The organism is Photobacterium panuliri, from assembly GCF_059920555.1.
Genome location: NZ_CP197192.1, coordinates 407,988 through 430,225, shown reverse-complemented (window position 1 = coordinate 430,225; position 22,238 = coordinate 407,988). Strand labels below are relative to the sequence as shown.

The window sequence follows — 22,238 nt, the reverse complement described above, 5'->3', positions numbered from 1 at the left end:
CGAGCCTCCGGCACCTTGCCACCCGGAGAGCAATCCCCAGTCGCTAGGTCTGTTATTCGCCGGTTAAAATGACTAGAATTAGAACAAAACCCATATCCTGTTCATCAATACTGTTTTTTTAACGAGAACCTATGTCTGTATTGCAAGTATTAACATTCCCGGATGATCGCCTGCGCACGGTTGCGAAACCAGTCGAGGCCGTGACTCCCGAAATCCAAAAGATTGTCGATGACATGCTAGAAACCATGTACGACGAAGAAGGGATTGGCCTTGCTGCCACACAGGTCGATATCCACCAACGCATCGTGGTGATCGATATCTCCGAAGAGCGCAATCAGCCAATGGTTCTCATCAACCCGGAAATCATCGAAAAACACGGTGAAGACGGTATTGAAGAAGGCTGCCTTTCTGTCCCTGGCGCCCGCGCACTGGTTCCACGCGCGGCAGAGGTGAAAGTCACCGCCCTCAACCGTGACGGCGAAGCCTTCACCTTCGAGGCCGATGATCTGCTGGCTATCTGCGTCCAGCATGAGCTTGACCACCTGGCCGGCAAGCTGTTTGTCGATTACCTGTCGCCTCTCAAGCGCAAGCGCATCCAAGACAAACTCACCAAGATCAAGCGCTTCAACGAAAAGCACGCCAACAACTAATACAGCCAACCTATTTAAGGACGCTACCTTGAGCAAACCTTTGAAAATTGTTTTTGCAGGTACTCCGGATTTCGCCGCCCGTCACCTGGCGGCGTTGTTGTCTTCGGAGCATGAGATCATTGCCGTTTACACCCAGCCTGACCGTCCGGCTGGCCGTGGCAAGAAACTGACCGCGAGCCCAGTCAAGCAGCTGGCTCTTGAACACGATATTCCCGTTTATCAGCCGGAGAACTTCAAGTCAGACGAAGCCAAGCAAGATCTGGCCGATCTGAACGCCGACCTGATGGTTGTCGTGGCCTACGGCCTGCTATTGCCTCAGGCGGTATTGGATACGCCTAAGCTGGGCTGTATCAACGTCCACGGTTCAATCCTCCCGCGCTGGCGCGGTGCGGCCCCAATCCAGCGTTCAATCTGGGCTGGCGACGCCGAGACCGGCGTGACCATCATGCAAATGGATATCGGCCTTGATACCGGCGACATGCTAAAAATTGCCACCTTGCCTATCGAGCCGACCGATACCAGTGCCACCATGTACGAAAAACTGGCCGAGTTGGGTCCGGTTGCTCTGGTCGACTGCCTCGCGGATATTGCTAACGGTACAGCCGTCGCCGTGAAGCAGGACGACGAGCAGGCCAATTACGCCAAGAAGCTCAGCAAGGAAGAGGCCCTGATTGACTGGCAGATGGACGCCGTTGCCATCGAGCGCTGCATCCGAGCTTTCAACCCGTGGCCAATGAGCTACTTCACCGTCGCCGAGCAGAATATCAAGGTTTGGCGTGCCGAGGTGGAAACAACCGAACACGGCAAGGTGCCGGGGACTATCCTTGCCGCCGACAAGCAAGGGATCCTCGTCGCCACGGGCAACGGTGCCCTGCGCCTTGTCGAGCTCCAGCCTCCGGGCAAAAAAGCCATGGCGGCACAGGATTTGCTCAATTCCCGCCGAGAGTGGTTCGAGCCGGGCAGCACACTGTAAGCGACCTTCAGGGCCAGTGCTTGCACTGGCCCTACTCTTTTACCCATCCGGAATGCCCCCCGCCACAGGGCCGGGCAGCACTATCAGGACAACAGCATGAACGTAAGAGCCGCAGCGGCCAAAGTCATCTATCAGGTTGTCGATCAGGGTCAATCCCTATCGACGGCCCTTCCAGCCGCCCACCAAGATATCAAAGAGCGCGATCAGGCCCTGCTGCAGGAAATCTGCTATGGCGTGCTGCGTTGGCTGCCCCGCCTCGAATCCATCACCCAGCAGTTGATGGACAAACCGCTCAAGGGCAAGCAACGCGTCTTCCACCACCTGATCCTCGTCGGCCTGTACCAGCTAGGCTATATGCGTATTCCGGCCCATGCCGCCGTAGCCGAGACGGTCAACGCAACCAAGAACCTGAAGAAGCCCCAACTACGCGGCCTGATCAATGCCATCTTGCGCAATTACCAACGCCAGCAGGATGCGCTGGACCAGCAGGCAACCAGCCACGATGCTGGCCTGTACGGCCACCCGGGCTGGCTGCTCAAGCTGCTGCGCGAAAGCTACCCAGAACAACTTGATGCCATTACCGCCGCCAACAACACCAAGGCGCCGATGTGGCTTCGGGTCAACCGCCGCCACCATAGCCGCGATGAATACCGAGCCCTGCTGACTGAAGCCGGGATCGAAACCGATATCCACCCGCAGGCACCGGATGCCCTCAAGCTCCACTCGCCGTGTGATGTCAGCAAGCTGCCGGGCTTTGCCGACGGTTGGGTCTCCGTCCAGGATGCCGCCGCCCAGCTTTCCGTCGAGTATCTGCAGCCGCAGGCCGGCGAGCTGATCCTCGACTGCTGCGCCGCGCCAGGCGGCAAGACCGCCCATATCATGGAGCGCCAACCGGACACCCGCGTCGTGGCAATCGACTGCGACGAGCAGCGCCTCAAGCGTGTCCACGACAACCTTCAGCGCCTCAATCTCAAGGCCGAGGTACTGTGCGCCGATGCCCGCTACCCTGACCAATGGTGGCAGGGCGAGCAGTTCGACCGCATCTTGCTTGATGCCCCTTGTTCGGCAACCGGCGTGATCCGCCGCCACCCAGATATCAAATGGCTGCGCCGCGCCGATGACATCACTGCGCTGGCCGTGCTCCAGTCTGAGATTGTCGACGCCATGTGGCAGCAGCTGAAGCCGGGCGGCACCCTGGTTTACGCAACATGCTCCATTACCCCTCAGGAAAACCGCGATCAGGTCAAGGCATTCCTTGACCGTACACCGGAAGCCACCCTGATCGGCAGCGACCGCGAACAGCCAGGACGACAGATCCTGCCGGGCGAGCTGGACATGGACGGCTTCTACTATGCCGTTATCGAAAAAGCGGCCTAATTGACAATAAGCAAAGCGGAACTTGGACGCCAAGTTCCGCTTTTTCATATCCAATACAACATTTATCGCCGCAACCGGATTCAAGCCGGAAACAGCGTTATTCTAAATATGAGTGGCGTTTTATACATGACCACTTTCGCGAAGCATAGTAATCTACAGCGATTCTATTAATCAGGCATATGCTATGAAAATTATCATTCTCGGTGCCGGACAGGTCGGCGGGACATTGGCCGAAAACCTGGTCGGCGAGAACAACGATATCACTATCGTCGATAAGGATCCCGAGCGTCTGCGCGAGCTCCAGGACAAGTACGATCTCCGCGTTGTCCAGGGATTCGCCAGCCATCCACGCACCCTGCGCGAAGCCGGGGCCCAGGACGCCGACATGCTGGTAGCCGTCACCAACTCCGACGAAACCAACATGATCGCCTGCCAGATTGCGTTTACCCTGTTCAATACCCCAAACCGCGTGGCCCGTATCCGCTCGCCGGAATACCTCAAGGAAAAAGAGCAGCTGTTCCAATCCGATGCGGTACCGGTCGACCACTTGATCGCCCCGGAAGAACTGGTGACCGGCTACATCGAGCGCCTGATCGAGTACCCAGGTGCGCTGCAGGTTGTCGGCTTCGCCGAGGACAAAGTCGGACTGGTGGCCGTCAAGGCCTACTACGGCGGGCCGCTGGTCGGCAATGCGCTCTCGGCCCTGCGCGAGCATATGCCCCATATCGATACCCGGGTCGCGGCTATTTTCCGTCAGGGCAGGCCGATCCGACCACGCGGGACGACCATCATCGAGGCCGACGACGAGGTCTTCTTCGTCGCAGCCAGCAACCATATCCGCTCGGTCATGAGCGAGCTGCAGCGCCTCGAGAAGCCTTACAAGCGCCTGATGATCGTCGGCGGCGGCAACATCGGTGCCGGTCTTGCACGCAGGCTGGAGCAGAGCTACAGCGTGAAACTGATCGAGCGTAACCCGGAGCGGGCCGAAAACCTCTCGGAGATGCTCGAGAACACCATCGTATTCTGTGGCGACGCCTCGGATCAGGAGCTGCTGAGCGAGGAGCACATCGAGCAGATTGACGTCTTCATCGCGGTCACCAACGACGACGAGGCCAACATCATGTCGGCGATGCTGGCCAAGCGGATGGGGGCCAAGAAGGTCATGGTACTGATCCAACGCGGTGCCTACGTCGACCTCGTCCAAGGCGGTACTATCGATATCGCGATTTCGCCGCAACAAGCCACCATCTCGGCCCTGCTGACCCACGTCCGCAAAGCCGATATCGTCAACGTCTCCTCGCTGCGCCGCGGGGCCGCCGAGGCGATCGAGGCCATTGCCCACGGTGATGCCAGCACCTCCAAGGTGGTCGGCCGTGCCGTCGGTGACATCAAGCTCCCACCAGGCACAACCATTGGTGCCGTCGTCCGCGGCGACGAGGTCCTGATCGCCCATGACCGTACCATCATCGAGCAGAACGACCACGTGGTCATGTTCCTGGTCGACAAGAAGTACATCCCGGACGTTGAACGCCTGTTCCAACCAAGCCCATTCTTCTTGTAGATCCTATGGTTAACTATCGCCCAATACTCTTTGTGATCGGGTTGGTCTTGTCTAAGATCGCCCTGTTCATGTACGTCCCGACCTTGGTGGCCTTTCTAACCGGTACCGATGGCTTCATCGAGTTCGCCCAGGCAGTGATGATCACCCATGCGGTGGCCTTCGTCTGCCTGACCGTCGGCCGGACCGACGAGTTCAAACTCGGGGTCCGGGACATGTTCCTGATCACCACATTGGTCTGGACCATCGCCAGCGCCTTCGCAGCCCTGCCGTTCGTGTTCATCAACCACATCAGCTTTACCGATGCCTATTTCGAAACCATGTCTGGGATCACCACCACGGGCTCAACCGTCCTCAGCGGGCTCGATGACATGGCACCGAGTATCCTGCTGTGGCGCTCGACCCTACAATGGCTCGGGGGGATCGGATTCATCGTGATGGGGGTTGCCATCCTGCCGATGCTCAACGTCGGCGGGATGCGCCTGTTCCAGACCGAGTCGTCAGACTGGTCGGAGAAAAGCTCACCGCGGACCAAGAGCGTCGCCAAGAACATCGTCAACGTCTACCTGAGCCTGACCGGTCTGTGCTTTCTCGGTTACCTGCTGTCGGGGATGAACACCTTCGAGGCCATCAACCACGCGTTTACCACCCTGTCGACCGGTGGCTATTCGACCTCAGACGGCTCGATGAACCACTTCTCCAATGCCGCCCACTGGGTTGGCATTATCTTCATGTTCGCCGGTGGCCTGCCGTTCCTGCTGTTCGTTCAGGTGCTACGCAAGCGTGAAATGGGGGCATTGATCCATGATGCCCAGGTGAGAGGATTCACTCTGCTGGTCTTGCTCTCGGGGCTGGCCGTGGCACTGTGCTTGACTTGGACTCTGGACTACAGCTTTGCCGATGCATTCCGGGTCTCACTGTTCAATATCATCTCGGTCGTCACGACAACTGGCTTCGGCCTTGACGACTTTACCGCTTGGGGACCGTTCCCTGCGATCGTCTTTGCCTTCATCATGCTGGTCGGCGGCTGCTCGGGCTCGACGGCAGGCGGGATAAAAATCTTCCGCTTCCAGATCGCCTTTGCCCTGCTGCGCAAGCAGATGATGCAGCTGATCCACCCGTCGGGGGTCTTCATCCAGCGCTACAACGGCCGGCCGGTCACCGATGGCATCGTCCGCTCCGTGGTGGCCTTCGCCCTGACCTTCGTCCTGACCATTGTCATCGTGGCAGCGATTCTGGGTATTCTTGGACTAGATGCGGTGACCAGCATCACCGGTGCGGTAACGGCAGTAGCCAATGTCGGCCCCGGGATGGGCACCATCATCGGCCCGACCGGCAACTTCTCGACCTTGCCGGATCTGGCCAAGTGGACCCTGAGCTTCGGGATGCTGATGGGGCGCCTGGAAATCCTCACCGTTCTGGTGGTCTTTTTCCCCGCCTTCTGGCGCGACTGACAACAATAAAAAAGAGAGCCGAAGGCTCTCTTTTTTTAGGTTCATATCAATCATACCGGCGTAACGTATAGGTATATCGCCAAAAAGTGGCAGGCCGTGCCCCCCAGCACAAACAGATGCCAAATGGCATGGTTGTATGGGATCTGCTTGTTAACGTAAAACAGCACCCCCAGTGAATAGATCAGCCCACCCACCGCCAACAAGACAATTCCCCCCGTTGCCAGCGACATCGCCAACGGGTAAACCGCAATCAACGACAGCCATCCCATCGCCAGATACACCGCCAACGATAGTTTCTTGAAACGGTAAACAAAGACTATCTTGAGCACGATTCCGATCAGAGCGATGACCCAGATCACCGCCATCAAGGTTATGGCCAGTGGTGTTCGAAGCGCAATCAGCAAGAAAGGGGTGTAGGTCCCAGCAATCAGCAGGTAGATTGCGCAGTGGTCAAACGTCTTGAGGGCCCGCTTGGCCTTCTCGAACGGGATAGCATGGTAGAGGGTAGAGGCAAGGTAGAGCAATATCATGCTCCCGCCATAAATACTCAGGCTGGTGATACTCAGGGCATCGGCATTGGCCTCCACAGCCTGGATCAGTAGCAATACCAACCCCACGATACCAAATATCAAGCCCATCCCGTGGCTAATACTGTTGGCGATTTCCTCAGCAACGGAGTAATCAGAGCCTGCTGTTAACCTCTTTGCCATACCTTCATCCTAAATAGAGTTTATGCTCAATAGATAGGCAGTATGGCACACTTAGCTTACAAGTGTAAGCTGAAAATAACCAAAAGACCGGCAACCTCAGCGGTGGCTGTCAAGGAACGCCAATACCTGTTCACCGGCCTGCTGAGGATGGAGTTGATCGGCCAATACCAACTCCCAGCGCTGCGGGACAGAGCCCATCATACCGGCCATGTCCAGTAGGCGGCAGTCTACGCCAAACTCTAGCTTCAACTCACCGTCGCCACGGTATGCCACAACATCAAGCTTGCGCCAACGGCCGTGGTAAGGACCGGAGACAGGCACGAACTCAAAAGTCTGGACAAAGGGCAGAGGAAAGTCTGGCAATGCCTCACAGATGACCTTCCTGATCCTGAGCCCGGCCAGTTCCAACGCAGTAAAAACCCCGTCCATCAAGGGTTCGGGACGTACCGTCAAGCTATCGCGATCATTGGGGTCCATAACCGCTGGCGTCTCCAAGTGAGTATCAAGCCAAACCTTAGCCTCACCGATCGTGATCGGGGTATTTGCAGGCAAGGGCAACTCGACCTCAAAGTGGCGAATATCATGAGGATCGATCGTAAAAGAGTAGGGCAGAGCCCAATTAGCCAGCTCGCAGATCCGGGGGACCCATTCCGTAGAGGACTCATCCGTGCCTGCCACCTGCTCGTAATAGCTACAGCAGAGCGTCAGGTGGATCTCGTCTACTTGCTGGGAGGTTTTACCGCCATGCACTTGCAGGTCAACAGCCAGCACATCCCCGGGGATCAGGACATCATGCTTGATGACGGTATCGACTCGGGCCGATCCAATTCCCAGACTGGCAAGGCTTTTTCTGAACAAAGACATGTAGCACCTCCCTGGCATTTCCAGCAGGCATTAGCCGTACCTGCCTAGCAATATGAATACTGGTTAATATTGCAGGAAGCACAAGGAGCTGCAAGGGGGAATCGGCCAAAGCTCCACCCATCACAAAAAACGGAGCCCGCGGCTCCGTTTTTGCATTGCATAGTGTCAGATAGCCGTTACTTCAGAAGTTCAATGGCTGCCTGACGGGCCGCCTCAGGATCACGGGCCATGATGGCATCGACAACCCGCTGATGCTGGCCGAGCTTAAGCACCTTGTCTCGAGTAATCACCCTAAAGTAATTCTCAAACACCGTCTTAAACAGATTGCCAAATGGGCTAATAAAATGATTACCCGAAGCAAAATAAATCAACTGATGGTAGCGGGTGTCTACCTCAATCCATCGATCCTGATCGAACTTATCACCCAATGCGTGCATTTCCTCCATCAGCTGGCACAACTCCGCACGCTCGGCCTCGCTGGCATTGATCGCGGTCAGGGCTGATGCCTCAGGCTCAAGGGAGATCCGCACCCGCTGAAACTCCGCGACCAAGTCTTCATGCTGTTCAAAATCAAGCCAAGCGAGCAAGTCCTGATCCAGGTAGTTCCAGTTGCGCTTGGGCAGGACACGGGTACCAATACGGGGCCTTGGCAACACCATTCCCTTAGCGGCGAGCATCTTAATCGCTTCACGGACAGCGGTCCGGCTAACACCGTACATTTCACCGAGCTCAACCTCACCGGGCAGGATTTCCCCCGGAGCCGGGATCCCCTGCAAAATATTCTGGCCAATGGCCGCCGCCAATTTGTACGACAGGTTACGGCTGGTTACCTGGCGCTGCTGTTCGTGTTCCATTACCCCTCCACAGGCTGTCATTATTATTGGCCCGGCATATACCTCAGGCGCTGCTAGCCATCGTCAGCATTAGACCACAAAGCAGCAATGGATAAACGGCTTATCTTCACAGATGCCAATACACCGGACCGTGCCCGCCAAGATATCTGCCCGAGCAAGGACAAAAACCAATCAATATGTCGCTTTATCCCTCGACTTAACATTAGGTTATTGTTATCCTCCGCGGCGAAAATATTCTCGGTCGCTTCGCAGAGGATCGGTCCAGCCAACAAAACAACTGCGAACCACCACCATTTTTTGGCCATGGAAGAGCCTGACAGTAGGTATCCCATGCGCACAGCCTCATTTGCCCATCGCAACACCCGCAGTCCGTCACGCCTTCGCACTACATCTCATGCGATGCGGTTTAAACCCCGCACCGAAACATCGGCTGATGTTTTGCCCCTTGACGCACCGCTTGCCGAACAACCGGCAACACGCAACGAGCGCGACAACGCCGCTTGATCCAGAAAAGGCAGCCAATGGCTGCCTTTTCTTTCCGCCCTATTTGTTATACCGTTACCCACACAAAAACAACGATTATAGAATCCTGCGATTCACCCAGCCTTTAAACTTGTGGAGTTAACAATGAAAACGCACCGCGTCGACGAACTGATAGAGCTGCTGCACCCTGAGTGGCGCAAAGACACCGATCTCAACCTGGTTGAGTTCCTGCTCAAGCTTGCCGCCGAGGCAAAGTATGACGGCAAGCTCGAAGAGCTGACCGACGATGTCCTGATTTACCACCTGAAAATGCGCAACAGCGGCAAAGACGACATGATCCCGGGTCTGGCCAAAGACTGCGAAGACGATTTCAAGACGGCGATCCTGCGTGCCCGCGGCATCATCAAGTAACAATACCAGCCCAGCCGCCTTGGCTGGGTATTCCTTTCCCGCCTAGCTCGCCCACAGAGTCACACACCATCCCCGCGACATTACCGTAAAATCCCCAAAGGCAACAATTGCCCAAATTATGACCTTGCTTGCGCCATCTTTGCTGTCTCTAGGATATAATTCCCCCGCTACATTTGTTTACCAAAACAAAACCTTTTGATTACATACACCGGCCAAGTACCGGCAGAGCTATGCCCTCCCGAGGTAGGCTCACCCCAAGGAAGTCATGTCATGAGCCAAGAAAAAATCCATATCAAGGACGTCACACCAGCCACCGGCAAGCCCAAAACCCAAAAGGGGAAAACCGATCGCTTCAATCCCAGCAACCGGATTTACGTCCGCGCCGCCAAGGGGGCATACCAACGCCTGCGGCGCAAAATGGGCTGGCTGCTGATGCTGTTGTTCACCGGCATACCGTGGATCCCCTACGGTGAACGCCAGGCCATCCTGCTCGATATCGGCAGCCAACAGTTCCACTTCTTCGGTACCACCCTCTGGCCGCAGGATCTCACCTTGCTCGCGATCCTTTTCATGATTGCCGCCTTCGCCCTGTTCTTCATCACCACCTTCCTCGGCCGGATCTGGTGCGGCTACTTTTGCCCGCAAACAGTCTGGACGTTTATCTATATCTGGTTCGAGGAAAAACTGGAGGGGCCGGCCAACAAACGCCGCAAGCAAGACAGCCTGCCGCTCACCGGCAAACTGCTAGGCCGCAAGGCACTCAAGCATTTGGCCTGGATAGCCGTTGCCCTCGCCACCGGACTGACCTTCGTCGGCTATTTCGTCCCCATCAAGGCTCTGGCTCTCGAACTTCTCACCCTCCAGGCCAGTTTCTGGGCTTCCTTCTGGGTGCTGTTCTTTGCCGCCTGCACCTATGCCAATGCCGGCTGGATGCGGTCAATCGTCTGTATCCACATGTGCCCTTACGCCCGCTTCCAGTCCGCAATGTTCGACAAGGACACCTATATCGTCGGCTATGACGGCAGCCGCGGCGAGGTCAGGGGCCCCCGTTCACGCAAGCAAGACCCGGCCTCACTCGGGCTCGGCGACTGCATCGACTGCAACCTCTGCGTCCAAGTCTGCCCAACCGGTATCGATATCCGTGACGGCCTGCAATATGAATGCATCAACTGCGGAGCCTGCGTTGACGCCTGTGATGAAACCATGGCCAAAATGAGCTACCCCCAACACCTGATCAGCTACACCACCGAACACAGGCTCGGCGGAAAGCACACCCAGATCATACGTCCAAAATTAATCGGGTACGGGGCCGTGATGGGGATCATGATCGGTCTGTTCTTCTACCTGCTGGCCGCAATCCAGCCGATGGGGCTTGACGTACTGCGCGATCGCAACCAACTGTTCAAGGTCAACAGTGAAGGGCTTATCGAAAATACCTATACCCTAAAGATCCTCAACAAGACCCAGCATCCGGAACACTACCGACTATCAGTCGAAGGACTAGAGGAAATAGAGTGGTACGGACCGGACAAGGCCAACTTAGCCCCGGGCGAAATACTGGCACTGCCAGTCAGCCTCGGGGTTGATCCCTACCTGCTCAACGCCCCAGTTGCCGATATCCGCTTCACCCTGACCCGCATTCGGGATGGTGCCAGCATTACCACCGAAAGCCGCTTCATCAGCAAGCTCTAACACTAATACAACCCGACTACCGGATTGCCCATGCCCGCGCTCTGCAATCCGGTAGCTTGGGTATATAATTGCCCCATTACCCCGTTCCGGAAGATCCCATGTCACAGACAGACCCATTCAGTTTCGCCGACCTCAGCCCCGATCTGCTACTCGATGCCCTCGACAGCGTCGGGATCCGAGCCGAGTCAGGCCTACTCGCACTCAACAGCTATGAGAACCGGGTATACCAGTTCATGGCCGAAGACGGTGCCCGCTACGTCACCAAATTCTACCGCCCGCAGCGCTGGAGCGATGCCCAGATCGCTGAGGAGCATCAGTTCACCCTTGAACTGGCCGAGCAGGAGGTTCCGGTTGCTGCACCCATCATGCTCGGTGGCGAGACGCTTCACCACTATCAAGGCTACCGCTTTGCCCTGTTCCCGAGCCTCGGCGGCCGCCAGTTCGAAGTCGACAACCTCGACCAACTCGAGGGGGTCGGGCGTTTCCTCGGCCGGGTCCACCGCGCTGGACAGAAACAAGTATTCACCTCGCGCCCGACCATCGGCGTCGAGGAATACCTTCACCAGCCTCGCAAGCTGCTCGAAAGCGCAGACTTTATCCCCGATCACCTCAAGACGGCTTTCTTTGCCGATCTTGATACCCTGATCCGCGAGATTGAAGGCCATTGGCATACCCAGTGGCAACCCATCCGCCTCCACGGCGACTGCCATCCGGGCAATATCCTGTGGCGCGACGGGCCGCTATTTGTCGATCTCGACGATGCACGTAATGGTCCGGCAATCCAAGATTTATGGATGCTCCTAAGCGGTGAGCGCCACGAGCAAATCGTCCAGCTAGACACCCTGCTCGAGGCCTACAGTGAATTTGCCGATTTTGACCAACAGCAATTGAAACTGATCGAGCCATTGCGCGGTCTTAGAATGGTGCACTACATGGCTTGGCTGGCCAAACGCTGGGATGACCCGGCTTTCCCGCTGGCCTTCCCGTGGTTCGCCGATGCCAAATACTGGGAAGGACAGGTCCTTGCCTTCAAGGAACAGCTTGCTGCACTCAACGAGCCCCCATTGCAACTGATGCCGCAATGGTAATAATGGGCATAATAAAACGGAGAAATAGCCTCGAGTTATTTCAAACCTTTACTAGGGAGTAAATCGAAAAATGCTTAAGAAAATCCTCGCGTTCGCAGGTATTGCGCTATTGTCACTATCCGCCCACGCGGCCAAGTTCACCGAGGGCGACTACTACAAGGTTCTGGATATGCAAAAATCCAGCACCCCGCTCGTCACCGAGTACTTCTCCTACTTCTGCCCTCACTGCAACGGCTTCCAGCCGGTGATCGCACAGCTCAAGAAAAACCTGCCTGACAACGCCAAGCTGCAGAAAAACCACGTTTCCTTCATGGGTGGCCCAATGGGCAAATCCATGAGCAAGGCCTATGCCACCGCCGTGGTACTGGGTATCGAGGACAAAATGACCCCGGTGCTGTTCAACCGTATCCACACAATGAACAAGCCACCGCGCAACGACGCTGAAATCCGCCAGATCTTCATCGACGAGGGCGTGAAGGCAGAAGATTTCGACAATGCCTTCAACAGCTTCGCCGTCAACTCCATGGTCAACCGCTTCAACAAGTCATTCCAGGACAGCGGCCTGACCGGGGTACCGGCAATCATCGTCAACAACAAGTACCTCGTCGAAGCCGGCAAGGTCAAATCTGTCGACGAGTACTTCGAGCTGGTCAACTACCTGCTGACCAAGTAACCGAACGCAGTCTGCGATAACGAAAAGGCCCTTATGGGCCTTTTTTGTTTTATTTACCGCTACAGAAACGCACTACACCGCTTCGAGCGTGAGCTGGCGCAGCAGGCGGTCCATCGCCCGGTAGCCGAGCGCCTCGGCCAGATGCCCCCGCTCAATGCGCTCGCAGCCAGCCAGATCGGCAATGGTTCGCGCTACCTTGATGATCCGGTGATAGGCCCGCACCGACAGCCCCAGCTGGTGGAGGGCGTTCTCCAAAAACTCGGCATCCTCGCGCACCAAGGCGCAGTGGCGATCCAGCTCTCGGGTCGATAGCAGGGCGTTGACCTTGCCCGCGCGCTGCTCCATCACCCCGCGGGCCTCGCGTACCCGCTCCCTGATCTCCTTGCTCGGCTCCCCCCGATCACCGCCTTCGGCCAAGGTTCCCCGGGGCAGGGCGGGGATCTCTATCGACATATCGAACCGGTCAAGCAACGGCCCGGAGAGGCGGCCGAGATAACGCAGGATCACCTGCGGGTTGGTTCTGGCCTGGCTGCCCTCATAGTAACCCGTCGGGCTCGGGTTGAGCGCCCCGATTAACTGGAACCGGGCAGGGAAGGTAGCCTTGCTGGCCGCCCGCGATATCACAATCTCCCCGGACTCCAACGGTTCACGCAGGGAATCGAGCACCTTGCGTTCGAACTCCGGCATTTCGTCAAGGAACAAGATCCCGTTGTGAGCAAGGGAAATCTCCCCCGGGCGCGGGATCGAGCCGCCCCCAACCAAGGCCGCCATCGAACTCGAATGGTGTGGGGTACGAAACGGCCGCTGCCGCCAGTTGCCGGCATGGATGCTCTGCTGGGTAAGCGACGCCACCGCCGCGGTTTCCAAAGCCTCCTCAACGGCCATTTCGGGCAACAAATCACACAACCGCGATGCCAGCATGGTCTTGCCTGTTCCTGGCGGACCAAGAAACAAAAGGTTATGACCACCCGCCGCAGCGATTTCCAGTGCCCGCTTGCCCTGTTGCTGACCAATGATATCCTGCATATCGCGCTCCGGCCGATTATCACACGGCCTTGGGGTAGGCTCGGTCTGTGCCAAGGCCAAGGCCTCCTGTCCGCACAGGTAGCCGCAAACAGCTACCAGCGAGGGAGCCGATTTATGTAACTCCTTGCCGACCAAAGCCACCTGATCGCCGTTGCTATCGGGCACAATCAGGCAGCGTCCGGCTTTCTTGGCGGCCAAGGCCGCAGGCAATGCCCCCTTGACCGGGCGCAACTCACCAGACAGGGCAAGCTCACCCAAGAACTCGATTTCCTGTAGCTTGTTAGCCGGAACCTGTCCCGAGGCAGCCAAAATTCCAAGGGCGATCGGCAAGTCGAACCGACCGCCTTCCTTGGGCAAGTCGGCAGGGGCAAGGTTGACGGTGATCCTTCGTGACGGGAACTCAAACCCGGCATTGACGATCGCGCTGCGGACGCGATCCTTGGCTTCCTTGACGCTGGTCTCCGGCAAGCCGACAAGTGCCAATGCGGGCATCCCATTGCTGATATGCACCTCCACGGTCACCGTCGGCGCCTCGACCCCGACGCAGGCACGGCTGTGAATAATGGCAAGGTTCATATTTACCCATCCTGTTGATAAAGCAGACATCTAAGTTAATGAAAAAAATAAAATAAGTTTCACTATTAGCCTATTTATGCAAACAAAGTGAAAAATAATTTGCATTTTTTGCTTGTCATGTGAGGAATGTCTGTGTTAACACTAGGGCAACACAACGTCGCAACATAAAAAACCGGACAGACAGTCGATGCTATTTTCCGCCAATGCCCTGCAACTCATTATCAGCGTCATCGTGGTGCTTATTACACCGCGAGGGGGGCGTTCAGGCGTAAATTAGCAACAATACGGCATACGCGACCAGCCCCCAAGCCAACCGGCAAGGGGGCTTTTTTTTGGACGAAAATACGCATATTGCCGACATAACAAACAACCATGAGCACGTCGCAAGCAAGGAATCAAAGGGAGAGCAGCGATGACGGGAGCAGAATTAGTCGTAAGGGCGCTGCAGCAGCAGGGGATCACAACCGTATTCGGGTATCCAGGCGGGGCAATCATGCCCATTTACGATGCCCTCTATGACGGCGGGGTAGAGCACATCCTCTGCCGCCACGAACAAGGGGCAGCCATGGCAGCCATCGGCATGGCCAGAGCCACCCAGGAGGTCGCCGTCTGCATGGCAACCTCCGGACCGGGTGCAACCAACCTGGTCACCGGCCTCGCCGACGCCTTCCTCGACTCCGTCCCGCTGGTGGCAATCACCGGTCAGGTCGCCAGCCACTACATCGGGACCGATGCCTTCCAGGAAATGGATGTTATCGGCATGTCGCTGGCCTGTACCAAGCACAGCTACCTGGTTACCGACATCGAAGATCTGGCACCAACACTGGCCGAGGCCTTCGAGGTCGCCAAGGCGGGCAGGCCCGGGCCGGTCATCGTCGACATCGCCAAGGACGTTCAGATCGCCACCGCACCAGAAGGCATCTTGCCCCCGATCACCCCGCCGCCAGTACCCAAGCCGTCCGCGGAGCAGATTGCCGCAGCCCAGCAATTGATGGCCTCCAGCCTGCGCCCGGTCATGTACGTCGGAGGCGGGGTACAACTGGCCAAGGCCACCGATACCGTTCGCCACTTCCTGGGCCTCAATCCGATGCCGTCAGTCAGCACCCTCAAGGGGCTCGGCACTATCGACCGCCATAATCCCCACTATCTCGGGATGCTGGGGATGCACGGCACCAAGGCTGCCAACCTTGCAGTGCAGGAATGCGATTTGCTGATCGCTGTGGGAGCCCGGTTCGACGATCGGGTAACCGGCAAATTGGAAACTTTCGCTCCCCATGCCAAGGTGATCCACATCGACATCGACGCGGCCGAGTTCAACAAACTACGCCACGCCCATGCCCCATTACGCGGTGATATCAACGCCCTGCTGCCACAACTCGAGCTGGGCCGGGATATCTCACCCTGGCTCGCACACTGCGACGACCTGCGCCAACAGGGCAAGTGGCGTTACGACCACCCCGGCGATCAGATCTACGCCCCGCTGCTGCTCAAGCAGCTGTCGGACATGATGCCTGACAGCACAGTGATCGCCACCGATGTCGGCCAACACCAGATGTGGTCGGCACAGCATATCCAGCCACGGGCCCCGCAAAACTACCTGACCTCAGCGGGCCTTGGGACCATGGGATTCGGCCTGCCCGCCGCGATGGGAGCCAAGGTTGCCCGCCCTGACGACGAGGCCATCCTGATCACCGGCGATGGCTCATTCATGATGAACATCCAGGAACTCGGGACCCTCAAGCGGCGCCAGATCCCGGTAAAAATGGTTCTGCTCAACAACCAGCGGCTGGGGATGGTGCGCCAGTGGCAGTCACTGTTCTTCGACGGCCGCCACAGCGAGACCATCCTCGACGACAACCCGGATTTCGTGACGCTCGCCAGCGCCTTCGGGATCCCTGGCAGAACCATCACCAGCAAGGCGGAAGTCGAACCGGCCCTGCGTGAGATGCTGGCCAGCCCCACCCCTTACCTGCTCGAGGTACAGATCTCAGAAGAAGAAAATGTGTGGCCGCTGGTACCGCCGGGCGCCGCCAACCAAGATATGCTGGAGAACTCTTAATGGACAGATATTTGCTCGACATCAAAGCGGATGATAAGCCAGTATTACTAGAACGGATCCTGCGCGTGATCCGGCACCGGGGCTTTGTGATCAAACAGGTCAATGCCACCCAGAACCACGAAAGCAAGATCGCCAGCATCGAGATCCTCGTTGACAGCGACCGCCCGATCACCACGCTGATCAACCAGATTGAGAAACTATGGGATATCCGTACCGTCGACACCACCCTGGTAGCAAACCGAGACTAGTTTTTAAGGAAGGAACAAACATGGCCAATACAGCGGAGTACATTTGGTTTAACGGTGAAATGATGCCTTGGGGTGATGCCAAGGTCCACGTCCTGACCCATGCCATGCACTACGGCACCTCGGTGTTCGAGGGCATCCGGTGCTACGACACCCCCAAGGGCCCGGCGGTATTCCGCCACAAGGAGCACATGGATCGGCTTCTGAACTCGGCCAAGATCTACCGCTTCCCAATCCCCTACAATAGCGACGAGCTGATGGAAACCTGCCGCGAGACGCTGCGTGCCAACAAGCTGCGCTCGGCCTATATCCGGCCACTGGCGTTTGTCGGCAATGTCGGGCTCGGGGTCTGCCCGCCCGAGGGCACCGAAATGGAAGTCATTGTTGCCGCTTTCCCTTGGGGCTCATACCTTGGCGAGGAGGCGCTAGAGAGCGGGGTGGATGCCATGATTTCCAGCTGGCACCGGGCCGCGCCGAATACGATCCCGACCGCGGCAAAGGCCGGCGGCAACTACCTCTCATCGCTGCTGGTCGGCGGCGAGGCGAGGCGCCACGGCTACGCCGAAGGGATCGCCCTAAGCGTCGACGGCTACCTCTCGGAGGGGGCCGGGGAGAATCTGTTCGTGGTCAGGGGGAATATCCTGTCTACCCCGCCAACCACCAGCGCCATCCTGCCGGGGATCACCCGCGATAGCGTCATGACTCTGGCCGCCGAACTAGGCTATGAGGTACGCGAGGAAAATATCGCCCGCGAGGCGCTCTACCTTGCCGACGAGATCTTCATGACCGGTACCGCCGCCGAAATCGTCCCGGTCCGCAGCGTCGACCGCATCACCATCGGCGAGGGCAAACGCGGGCCCGTCACCGAAGCGATCCAGTCGGCCTATTTCGGCCTGTTCAACGGCACCACCGAGGACAAGTGGGGCTGGCTAGACTACGTCTACCCGGAACAATAACCCGATCTAATCACTATACCGGCCCTTCATATGGCTCGAGGGGCCGGACGAGCAATGTAGCAAAAGGATTTTCGTTATGCCCAAGTACCGTTCTGCCACCACCACCCATGGCCGCAATATGGCCGGAGCCCGCGCCCTGTGGCGTGCCACCGGCGTCAAAGATGAAGATTTCGGCAAGCCGATCATCGCGGTGGTCAATTCCTTTACCCAGTTCGTACCCGGCCATGTCCACCTCAAGGATCTCGGCCAGCTGGTGGCCCGAGAAATCGAAGCAGCAGGCGGTATCGCCAAGGAATTCAATACCATTGCCGTCGACGACGGCATCGCGATGGGCCACGGCGGGATGCTCTACTCACTGCCGTCGCGCGAGCTCATCGCCGACTCGGTGGAATACATGGTCAACGCCCACTGTGCCGATGCCATGGTCTGCATTTCCAATTGCGACAAAATCACCCCGGGAATGCTGATGGCCTCGATGCGCCTCAACATCCCGGTGATTTTCGTGTCCGGCGGGCCGATGGAGGCCGGCAAGACCAAACTATCGGATCAGATCCTCAAGCTCGATCTGGTCGACGCCATGATCCAAGGCGCGGATCCCACCGTTTCCGATGCCCAGAGCGAGCAGATCGAACGATCAGCCTGCCCGACCTGCGGCTCGTGCTCGGGGATGTTCACCGCCAACTCGATGAACTGCCTGACCGAGGCACTGGGGCTGAGCCAGCCGGGCAACGGCTCTCTGCTCGCCACCCATGCCGATCGCGAGCAGCTCTTCCTCAAGGCGGGCCGCCGCATTGTCGAGCTGACCAAGCGCTATTACGAGCAGGACGATGCCAGCGCGCTGCCCCGCAGCATTGCCACCAAGCAGGCTTTCGAAAACGCCATGGCGCTGGATATCGCGATGGGCGGCTCGACCAATACCGTCCTGCACCTGCTCGCCGCGGCCCAAGAAGGTGAGGTCGACTTCACCATGACCGACATCGACCGGATGTCGCGCAGGGTACCGCACCTGTGCAAGGTGGCCCCGTCGACCCAACAATACCACATGGAGGACGTGCACCGGGCTGGCGGGGTGATCGGCATCCTCGGCGAGCTTGACCGGGCAGGCCTGCTCCACAGCGACTGCTGCAACGTACTCGGCGAGACGCTGGCCGATACCCTCGCGCACTATGACATCGTCCTCACCCAGTCGGAGGAGGTGAAACGCTTCTTCCGCGCCGGGCCAGCCGGGATCCGCACCACGCAGGCCTTTTCGCAGGAGTGCCGCTGGGAGAGCCTCGACGATGACCGCGAGCACGGCTGCATCCGCCGCAAAGAGCACGCCTTCAGCCAAGACGGCGGACTGGCGGTACTATCCGGCAACATGGCCCTAGACGGCTGTATCGTCAAGACAGCCGGGGTCGATGAGAGCTGCCTGACATTCACCGGCCCGGCGATTGTCTTCGAGAGCCAGGAAACGGCGGTCGAAGGCATTCTCGGCGGCAAGGTGAAAGCGGGCGACGTGGTGGTGATCCGCTACGAAGGGCCGAAGGGCGGACCGGGGATGCAGGAGATGCTCTATCCGACCACCTATCTCAAGTCGATGGGACTGGGCAAGGAATGCGCCCTGATCACCGACGGCCGTTTCTCCGGCGGCACCAGCGGCCTGTCAATCGGCCACGTCTCACCGGAAGCAGCAAACGGCGGTACTATCGGCCTGATTGAGGACGGCGATACCATCGCCATCGATATTCCCAACCGCAGCATCGAGCTGGAGGTAGATGCCGAAACCCTGGCACGCCGCCGCCAACAGGCCGAGCAACACGGCTGGAAGCCACGCGACCGCCAGCGCACCGTCTCTTTTGCCCTGCGCGCCTATGCCAACCTCGCCACCAGCGCCGACAAGGGCGCGGTCCGCGACAAATCGAAACTGGAAGGGTAACGGATGATGAACCAAGCAACCCAGACAGCACCGGTTCCTGCACCCAGCGGTGCCGACTACCTGCGCGATATTCTACGGGCCCCGGTCTACGAGGTCGCACAAGTCACCCCGCTGCAAGCCATGGGCCGTCTCTCGGCACGGAGCGGCAACCATATCCAGCTCAAGCGCGAAGACCGCCAGCCGGTCCACTCGTTCAAACTGCGCGGGGCCTACAACATGATGTCCCAGCTCAACGAAGCCCAACGTCAAGCAGGGGTTATTGCCGCCTCGGCAGGCAACCATGCCCAAGGCCTGGCGCTGTCCGGCAAGCAGCTCGGAGTCAAGGCGACGATCGTCATGCCGCGCACCACACCGGATATCAAAGTCGATGCGGTACGCGGCTTTGGCGGCAAGGTGGTACTCCACGGCAGCAATTTCGACGAGGCCAAAGCCCATGCCGAACAACTGGCCTCCCAGCACGGTTTCACTTTCATCCCGCCCTTCGACCACCCGTCGGTGATTGCCGGGCAGGGAACCATCGGGGTTGAGCTGGTCCAGCAGAACAGTCACCTCGACTATATCTTCGTCCCAGTCGGGGGCGGCGGGCTGGCAGCCGGGATCGCCGTACTGATCAAGCAGCTGATGCCGCAAATCAAGGTGATCGGGGTTGAGGCGGAAGATTCGGCCTGTCTGAGGGCTGCCCTCGACGCCGGCCAACCGGTCACTCTCGACCAAGTCGGGATGTTTGCCGATGGGGTCGCGGTCAAGCGGATCGGCGAGGAGACCTTCCGCCTCTGCCAACAATACCTCGACGACAGCATCACCGTCTCGAGCGACGAAATCTGCTCGGCGGTCAAGGATATCTTCGAGGACACCCGCGCCATCGCCGAGCCATCTGGCGCGCTGTCGCTGGCCGGACTCAAGAAATATGCCGAGATCCAACAGCTACAAGACAAGCAGCTTGCCGCGATCTTGTCAGGCGCCAACCTCAACTTCCACGGCCTGCGCTACGTCTCCGAGCGCTGCGAGCTGGGGGAGAAACGCGAAGGATTGCTGGCCGTCACCATTCCCGAAAGGCCGGGGGCTTTTCTCGACTTCTGCCACCTGCTCGGGGGCAGGGCCGTCACAGAATTCAACTACCGCTACAACGACGACAGTCTGGCCAATGTCTTTGTCGGGATCCGCCTGCTGCAAGGCCAGGAGGAGCTGGAGGGGATAGTCGGCGATCTGCGCAAGGGCGGCTATCCGGTGGTCGACCTCTCCGATGACGAAATGGCCAAGGTCCATGTCCGCTATATGATTGGCGGTCGCCCCTCAAAGCCACTGACAGAGCGGCTCTACAGCTTTGAGTTCCCGGAATATCCAGGGGCACTGCTCAAGTTCCTCAATACCCTGGGCACCCACTGGAACATCAGCCTGTTCAATTATCGCAATCACGGGGCCGACTACGGGCGGGTACTGTGCGGCTTCGAGCTCGACGATGCGGATTTGCTATCGTTCACCAGCCACCTGAGAAAATTGGGCTACCACTGGAAAGACGAAACCGGTAATCCCGCCTACCGCTTTTTCCTCGCCCAATAAAAAAACCGCCCGGCCTGCAACAAGCAGGCCGGGCGGTTTTTCAAAACCTATCGGCGATCACACCAATTTTCACGCAGGGCAATAACCTAGCAGCCGTTTTCTCACTTTTCTTCCGCGCCGCTCAGTTTAGGCTGAGACAAAAAGCCGACACAAGCCTTCAACTGGCTAATATTGCTGGCCAACAGCTGAGAACGAAGTGGTTCCGGCAACTGGTTGTACAGGGAAGTCAACTGCCAGATATCATCGGCAATCGCCTCATCATTACCCTGTTGAGGGTAATCCGTCACAAACCAGCCAAGCGAACGATCTGTCAATTCGGCCAATTTGAGCAAGGTCGAGATCCGGGGCTCTGTCTTCCCAGATTCAAGATCCAAATATGTCTGCCGCGCCATGTCCAAATACTTGGCCATCGCGACCTGGGAAATACCTTTCCACTCGCGCGCTTCCTTTATTCGTTGAGCGATCTGCGGCTTTGCGATTTCCATCCAGCCCCCCTTGTAACCCACACTGATTGCAATTATTGCTGAGATCTGACGGCAACAAGGCCCGATCATCGACAAAAAATCCTCAGAAAACGAGGGATTATCCATCAGCAACCAAGGATTGGACGAACCAGATAAAGGCAAAACGTGAAGCTAGGCATTCCTTGAATGCAAAACCAGACACCTATTTTCTATTTATGCACACATTTCTTTGCATGAGTGTACACACATGCAGCAAATGTTACTTGTCACGCTGGGTGAGAGCCCGGGTGTATTCGGCCATAAACCCCGCCAAATTGATGCTTTGTTGCAATATCACATTGCGGGCAGAGTGGGGCAGACGGCTGAAGTACTGCAATAGGCGGTCTATCTCCTCCTTGTATTCGCTCTCCAATATTTCAATCCCCTCATCACCGTAGACAAACCATGTCAGCGGCCGCTCGGTAATTTCGGAGATCTCAGAAAGCATCCGCACTTTAGGCTCTGTCTTACCCGTTTCAAGATCAAGGTATGTCTGGCGCGCAACTTTTAGCTGCTGAGCCATATGAACCTGGGTCAGCCCCTTCCATTCCCTTGCCTCTTTGATACGTGCTGCAATTTGGATTTTCGGATCTGTCATGTCACACCTC

Annotated in this window: 21 protein-coding genes; 15 read left to right on the top strand and 6 right to left on the bottom strand. The window is 57.8% G+C overall.

Annotation, left to right across the window (positions count from 1 at the left end):
* Positions 1-131 precede the first annotated feature (131 nt).
* From def to ACSF8X_RS02140, 5 genes are all read left to right on the top strand, one after another.
* Positions 132-650 (top strand): peptide deformylase, encoded by a 519-nt coding sequence (gene def / locus ACSF8X_RS02160; protein WP_047880778.1) that lies wholly within the window; start codon positions 132-134, stop codon positions 648-650.
* 28 nt (positions 651-678) lie between these two features.
* Complete coding sequence (fmt, locus tag ACSF8X_RS02155) at positions 679-1,623, top strand: methionyl-tRNA formyltransferase (RefSeq protein ID WP_500850608.1); 945 nt, start codon at positions 679-681, stop codon at positions 1,621-1,623.
* Between the two features lie 45 nt (positions 1,624-1,668).
* Entirely contained in the window at positions 1,669-3,000 is a 1,332-nt protein-coding gene (gene rsmB / locus ACSF8X_RS02150) for a 16S rRNA (cytosine(967)-C(5))-methyltransferase RsmB (protein ID WP_276203192.1), read from the top strand.
* A 184-nt stretch (positions 3,001-3,184) separates the two neighbouring features.
* Positions 3,185-4,561, top strand: a complete 1,377-nt coding sequence (gene trkA, locus ACSF8X_RS02145) for a Trk system potassium transporter TrkA (protein WP_047880775.1) — start codon at positions 3,185-3,187, stop codon at positions 4,559-4,561.
* A gap of 5 nt (positions 4,562-4,566) precedes the next feature.
* On the top strand, positions 4,567-6,012 hold the full coding sequence (locus ACSF8X_RS02140) for a TrkH family potassium uptake protein (protein ID WP_047880774.1): 1,446 nt from the start codon (positions 4,567-4,569) through the stop codon (positions 6,010-6,012).
* A gap of 50 nt (positions 6,013-6,062) precedes the next feature.
* Here ACSF8X_RS02140 and trhA read toward each other — a convergent pair whose 3' ends face one another.
* The 3 genes from trhA to ACSF8X_RS02125 form a co-directional block, all read right to left on the bottom strand.
* The gene (trhA, locus tag ACSF8X_RS02135) at positions 6,063-6,722 is read right to left on the bottom strand and encodes a PAQR family membrane homeostasis protein TrhA (RefSeq protein ID WP_500850607.1); all 660 of its coding nucleotides are present in this window, start codon (positions 6,720-6,722) and stop codon (positions 6,063-6,065) included.
* A gap of 96 nt (positions 6,723-6,818) precedes the next feature.
* A complete protein-coding gene (locus ACSF8X_RS02130; protein ID WP_500850606.1) occupies positions 6,819-7,586 on the bottom strand; it encodes a sporulation protein in 768 nt (255 codons plus the stop codon).
* 176 nt (positions 7,587-7,762) lie between these two features.
* Positions 7,763-8,440: a FadR/GntR family transcriptional regulator gene (locus tag ACSF8X_RS02125; protein ID WP_500850605.1), complete on the bottom strand. Its 678-nt coding sequence runs from the start codon at positions 8,438-8,440 to the stop codon at positions 7,763-7,765.
* 87 nt (positions 8,441-8,527) lie between these two features.
* Between ACSF8X_RS02125 and ACSF8X_RS02120 the strand changes: the two genes are divergently transcribed.
* From ACSF8X_RS02120 to ACSF8X_RS02100, 5 genes are all read left to right on the top strand, one after another.
* Positions 8,528-8,944 carry a hypothetical protein gene (locus ACSF8X_RS02120; RefSeq protein WP_157037940.1) on the top strand — a complete coding sequence of 139 codons (417 nt, stop codon included), beginning with the start codon at positions 8,528-8,530 and terminating at the stop codon, positions 8,942-8,944.
* A gap of 123 nt (positions 8,945-9,067) precedes the next feature.
* A complete protein-coding gene (locus tag ACSF8X_RS02115) occupies positions 9,068-9,334 on the top strand; it encodes a YihD family protein (protein ID WP_047880769.1) in 267 nt (88 codons plus the stop codon).
* A gap of 270 nt (positions 9,335-9,604) precedes the next feature.
* Positions 9,605-11,026 (top strand): cytochrome c oxidase accessory protein CcoG, encoded by a 1,422-nt coding sequence (gene ccoG / locus ACSF8X_RS02110; protein ID WP_500850604.1) that lies wholly within the window; start codon positions 9,605-9,607, stop codon positions 11,024-11,026.
* Positions 11,027-11,124: 98 nt separating this feature from the next.
* Complete coding sequence (locus ACSF8X_RS02105; RefSeq protein ID WP_500850603.1) at positions 11,125-12,114, top strand: serine/threonine protein kinase; 990 nt, start codon at positions 11,125-11,127, stop codon at positions 12,112-12,114.
* A 70-nt stretch (positions 12,115-12,184) separates the two neighbouring features.
* Positions 12,185-12,787 (top strand): thiol:disulfide interchange protein DsbA/DsbL, encoded by a 603-nt coding sequence (locus tag ACSF8X_RS02100; protein ID WP_047880766.1) that lies wholly within the window; start codon positions 12,185-12,187, stop codon positions 12,785-12,787.
* Between the two features lie 72 nt (positions 12,788-12,859).
* Here ACSF8X_RS02100 and ACSF8X_RS02095 read toward each other — a convergent pair whose 3' ends face one another.
* Positions 12,860-14,389, bottom strand: a complete 1,530-nt coding sequence (locus tag ACSF8X_RS02095) for a YifB family Mg chelatase-like AAA ATPase (protein ID WP_500850602.1) — start codon at positions 14,387-14,389, stop codon at positions 12,860-12,862.
* A 412-nt stretch (positions 14,390-14,801) separates the two neighbouring features.
* Here ACSF8X_RS02095 and ilvG point away from each other — a divergent pair, with 412 nt between their 5' ends.
* The 5 genes from ilvG to ilvA all read left to right on the top strand — a co-directional run bounded on the left by ilvG (position 14,802) and on the right by ilvA (position 21,127).
* Positions 14,802-16,448 carry an acetolactate synthase 2 catalytic subunit gene (gene ilvG / locus ACSF8X_RS02090; RefSeq protein ID WP_500850601.1) on the top strand — a complete coding sequence of 549 codons (1,647 nt, stop codon included), beginning with the start codon at positions 14,802-14,804 and terminating at the stop codon, positions 16,446-16,448.
* Positions 16,448-16,696: an acetolactate synthase 2 small subunit gene (gene ilvM / locus ACSF8X_RS02085; protein ID WP_500850600.1), complete on the top strand. Its 249-nt coding sequence runs from the start codon at positions 16,448-16,450 to the stop codon at positions 16,694-16,696. The genes ilvG and ilvM overlap by 1 nt, the downstream gene beginning before the upstream one ends.
* A 20-nt stretch (positions 16,697-16,716) precedes the next feature.
* Complete coding sequence (locus ACSF8X_RS02080; RefSeq protein WP_500850599.1) at positions 16,717-17,649, top strand: branched-chain amino acid transaminase; 933 nt, start codon at positions 16,717-16,719, stop codon at positions 17,647-17,649.
* Positions 17,650-17,725: 76 nt separating this feature from the next.
* On the top strand, positions 17,726-19,567 hold the full coding sequence (ilvD, locus tag ACSF8X_RS02075) for a dihydroxy-acid dehydratase (protein WP_500850598.1): 1,842 nt from the start codon (positions 17,726-17,728) through the stop codon (positions 19,565-19,567).
* A gap of 6 nt (positions 19,568-19,573) precedes the next feature.
* On the top strand, positions 19,574-21,127 hold the full coding sequence (gene ilvA / locus ACSF8X_RS02070) for a threonine ammonia-lyase, biosynthetic (protein ID WP_500851125.1): 1,554 nt from the start codon (positions 19,574-19,576) through the stop codon (positions 21,125-21,127).
* A 101-nt stretch (positions 21,128-21,228) separates the two neighbouring features.
* On the opposite strand, the gene ACSF8X_RS02065 is transcribed toward ilvA, so the two are convergent.
* Both ACSF8X_RS02065 and ACSF8X_RS02060 read right to left on the bottom strand, forming a co-directional pair.
* Entirely contained in the window at positions 21,229-21,612 is a 384-nt protein-coding gene (locus ACSF8X_RS02065) for a helix-turn-helix domain-containing protein (RefSeq protein WP_500850597.1), read from the bottom strand.
* Between the two features lie 238 nt (positions 21,613-21,850).
* Positions 21,851-22,228, bottom strand: coding sequence for a helix-turn-helix transcriptional regulator (locus ACSF8X_RS02060; protein ID WP_047880759.1), 378 nt, complete (start codon positions 22,226-22,228; stop codon positions 21,851-21,853).
* Between the last annotated feature and the right edge of the window lie 10 nt (positions 22,229-22,238).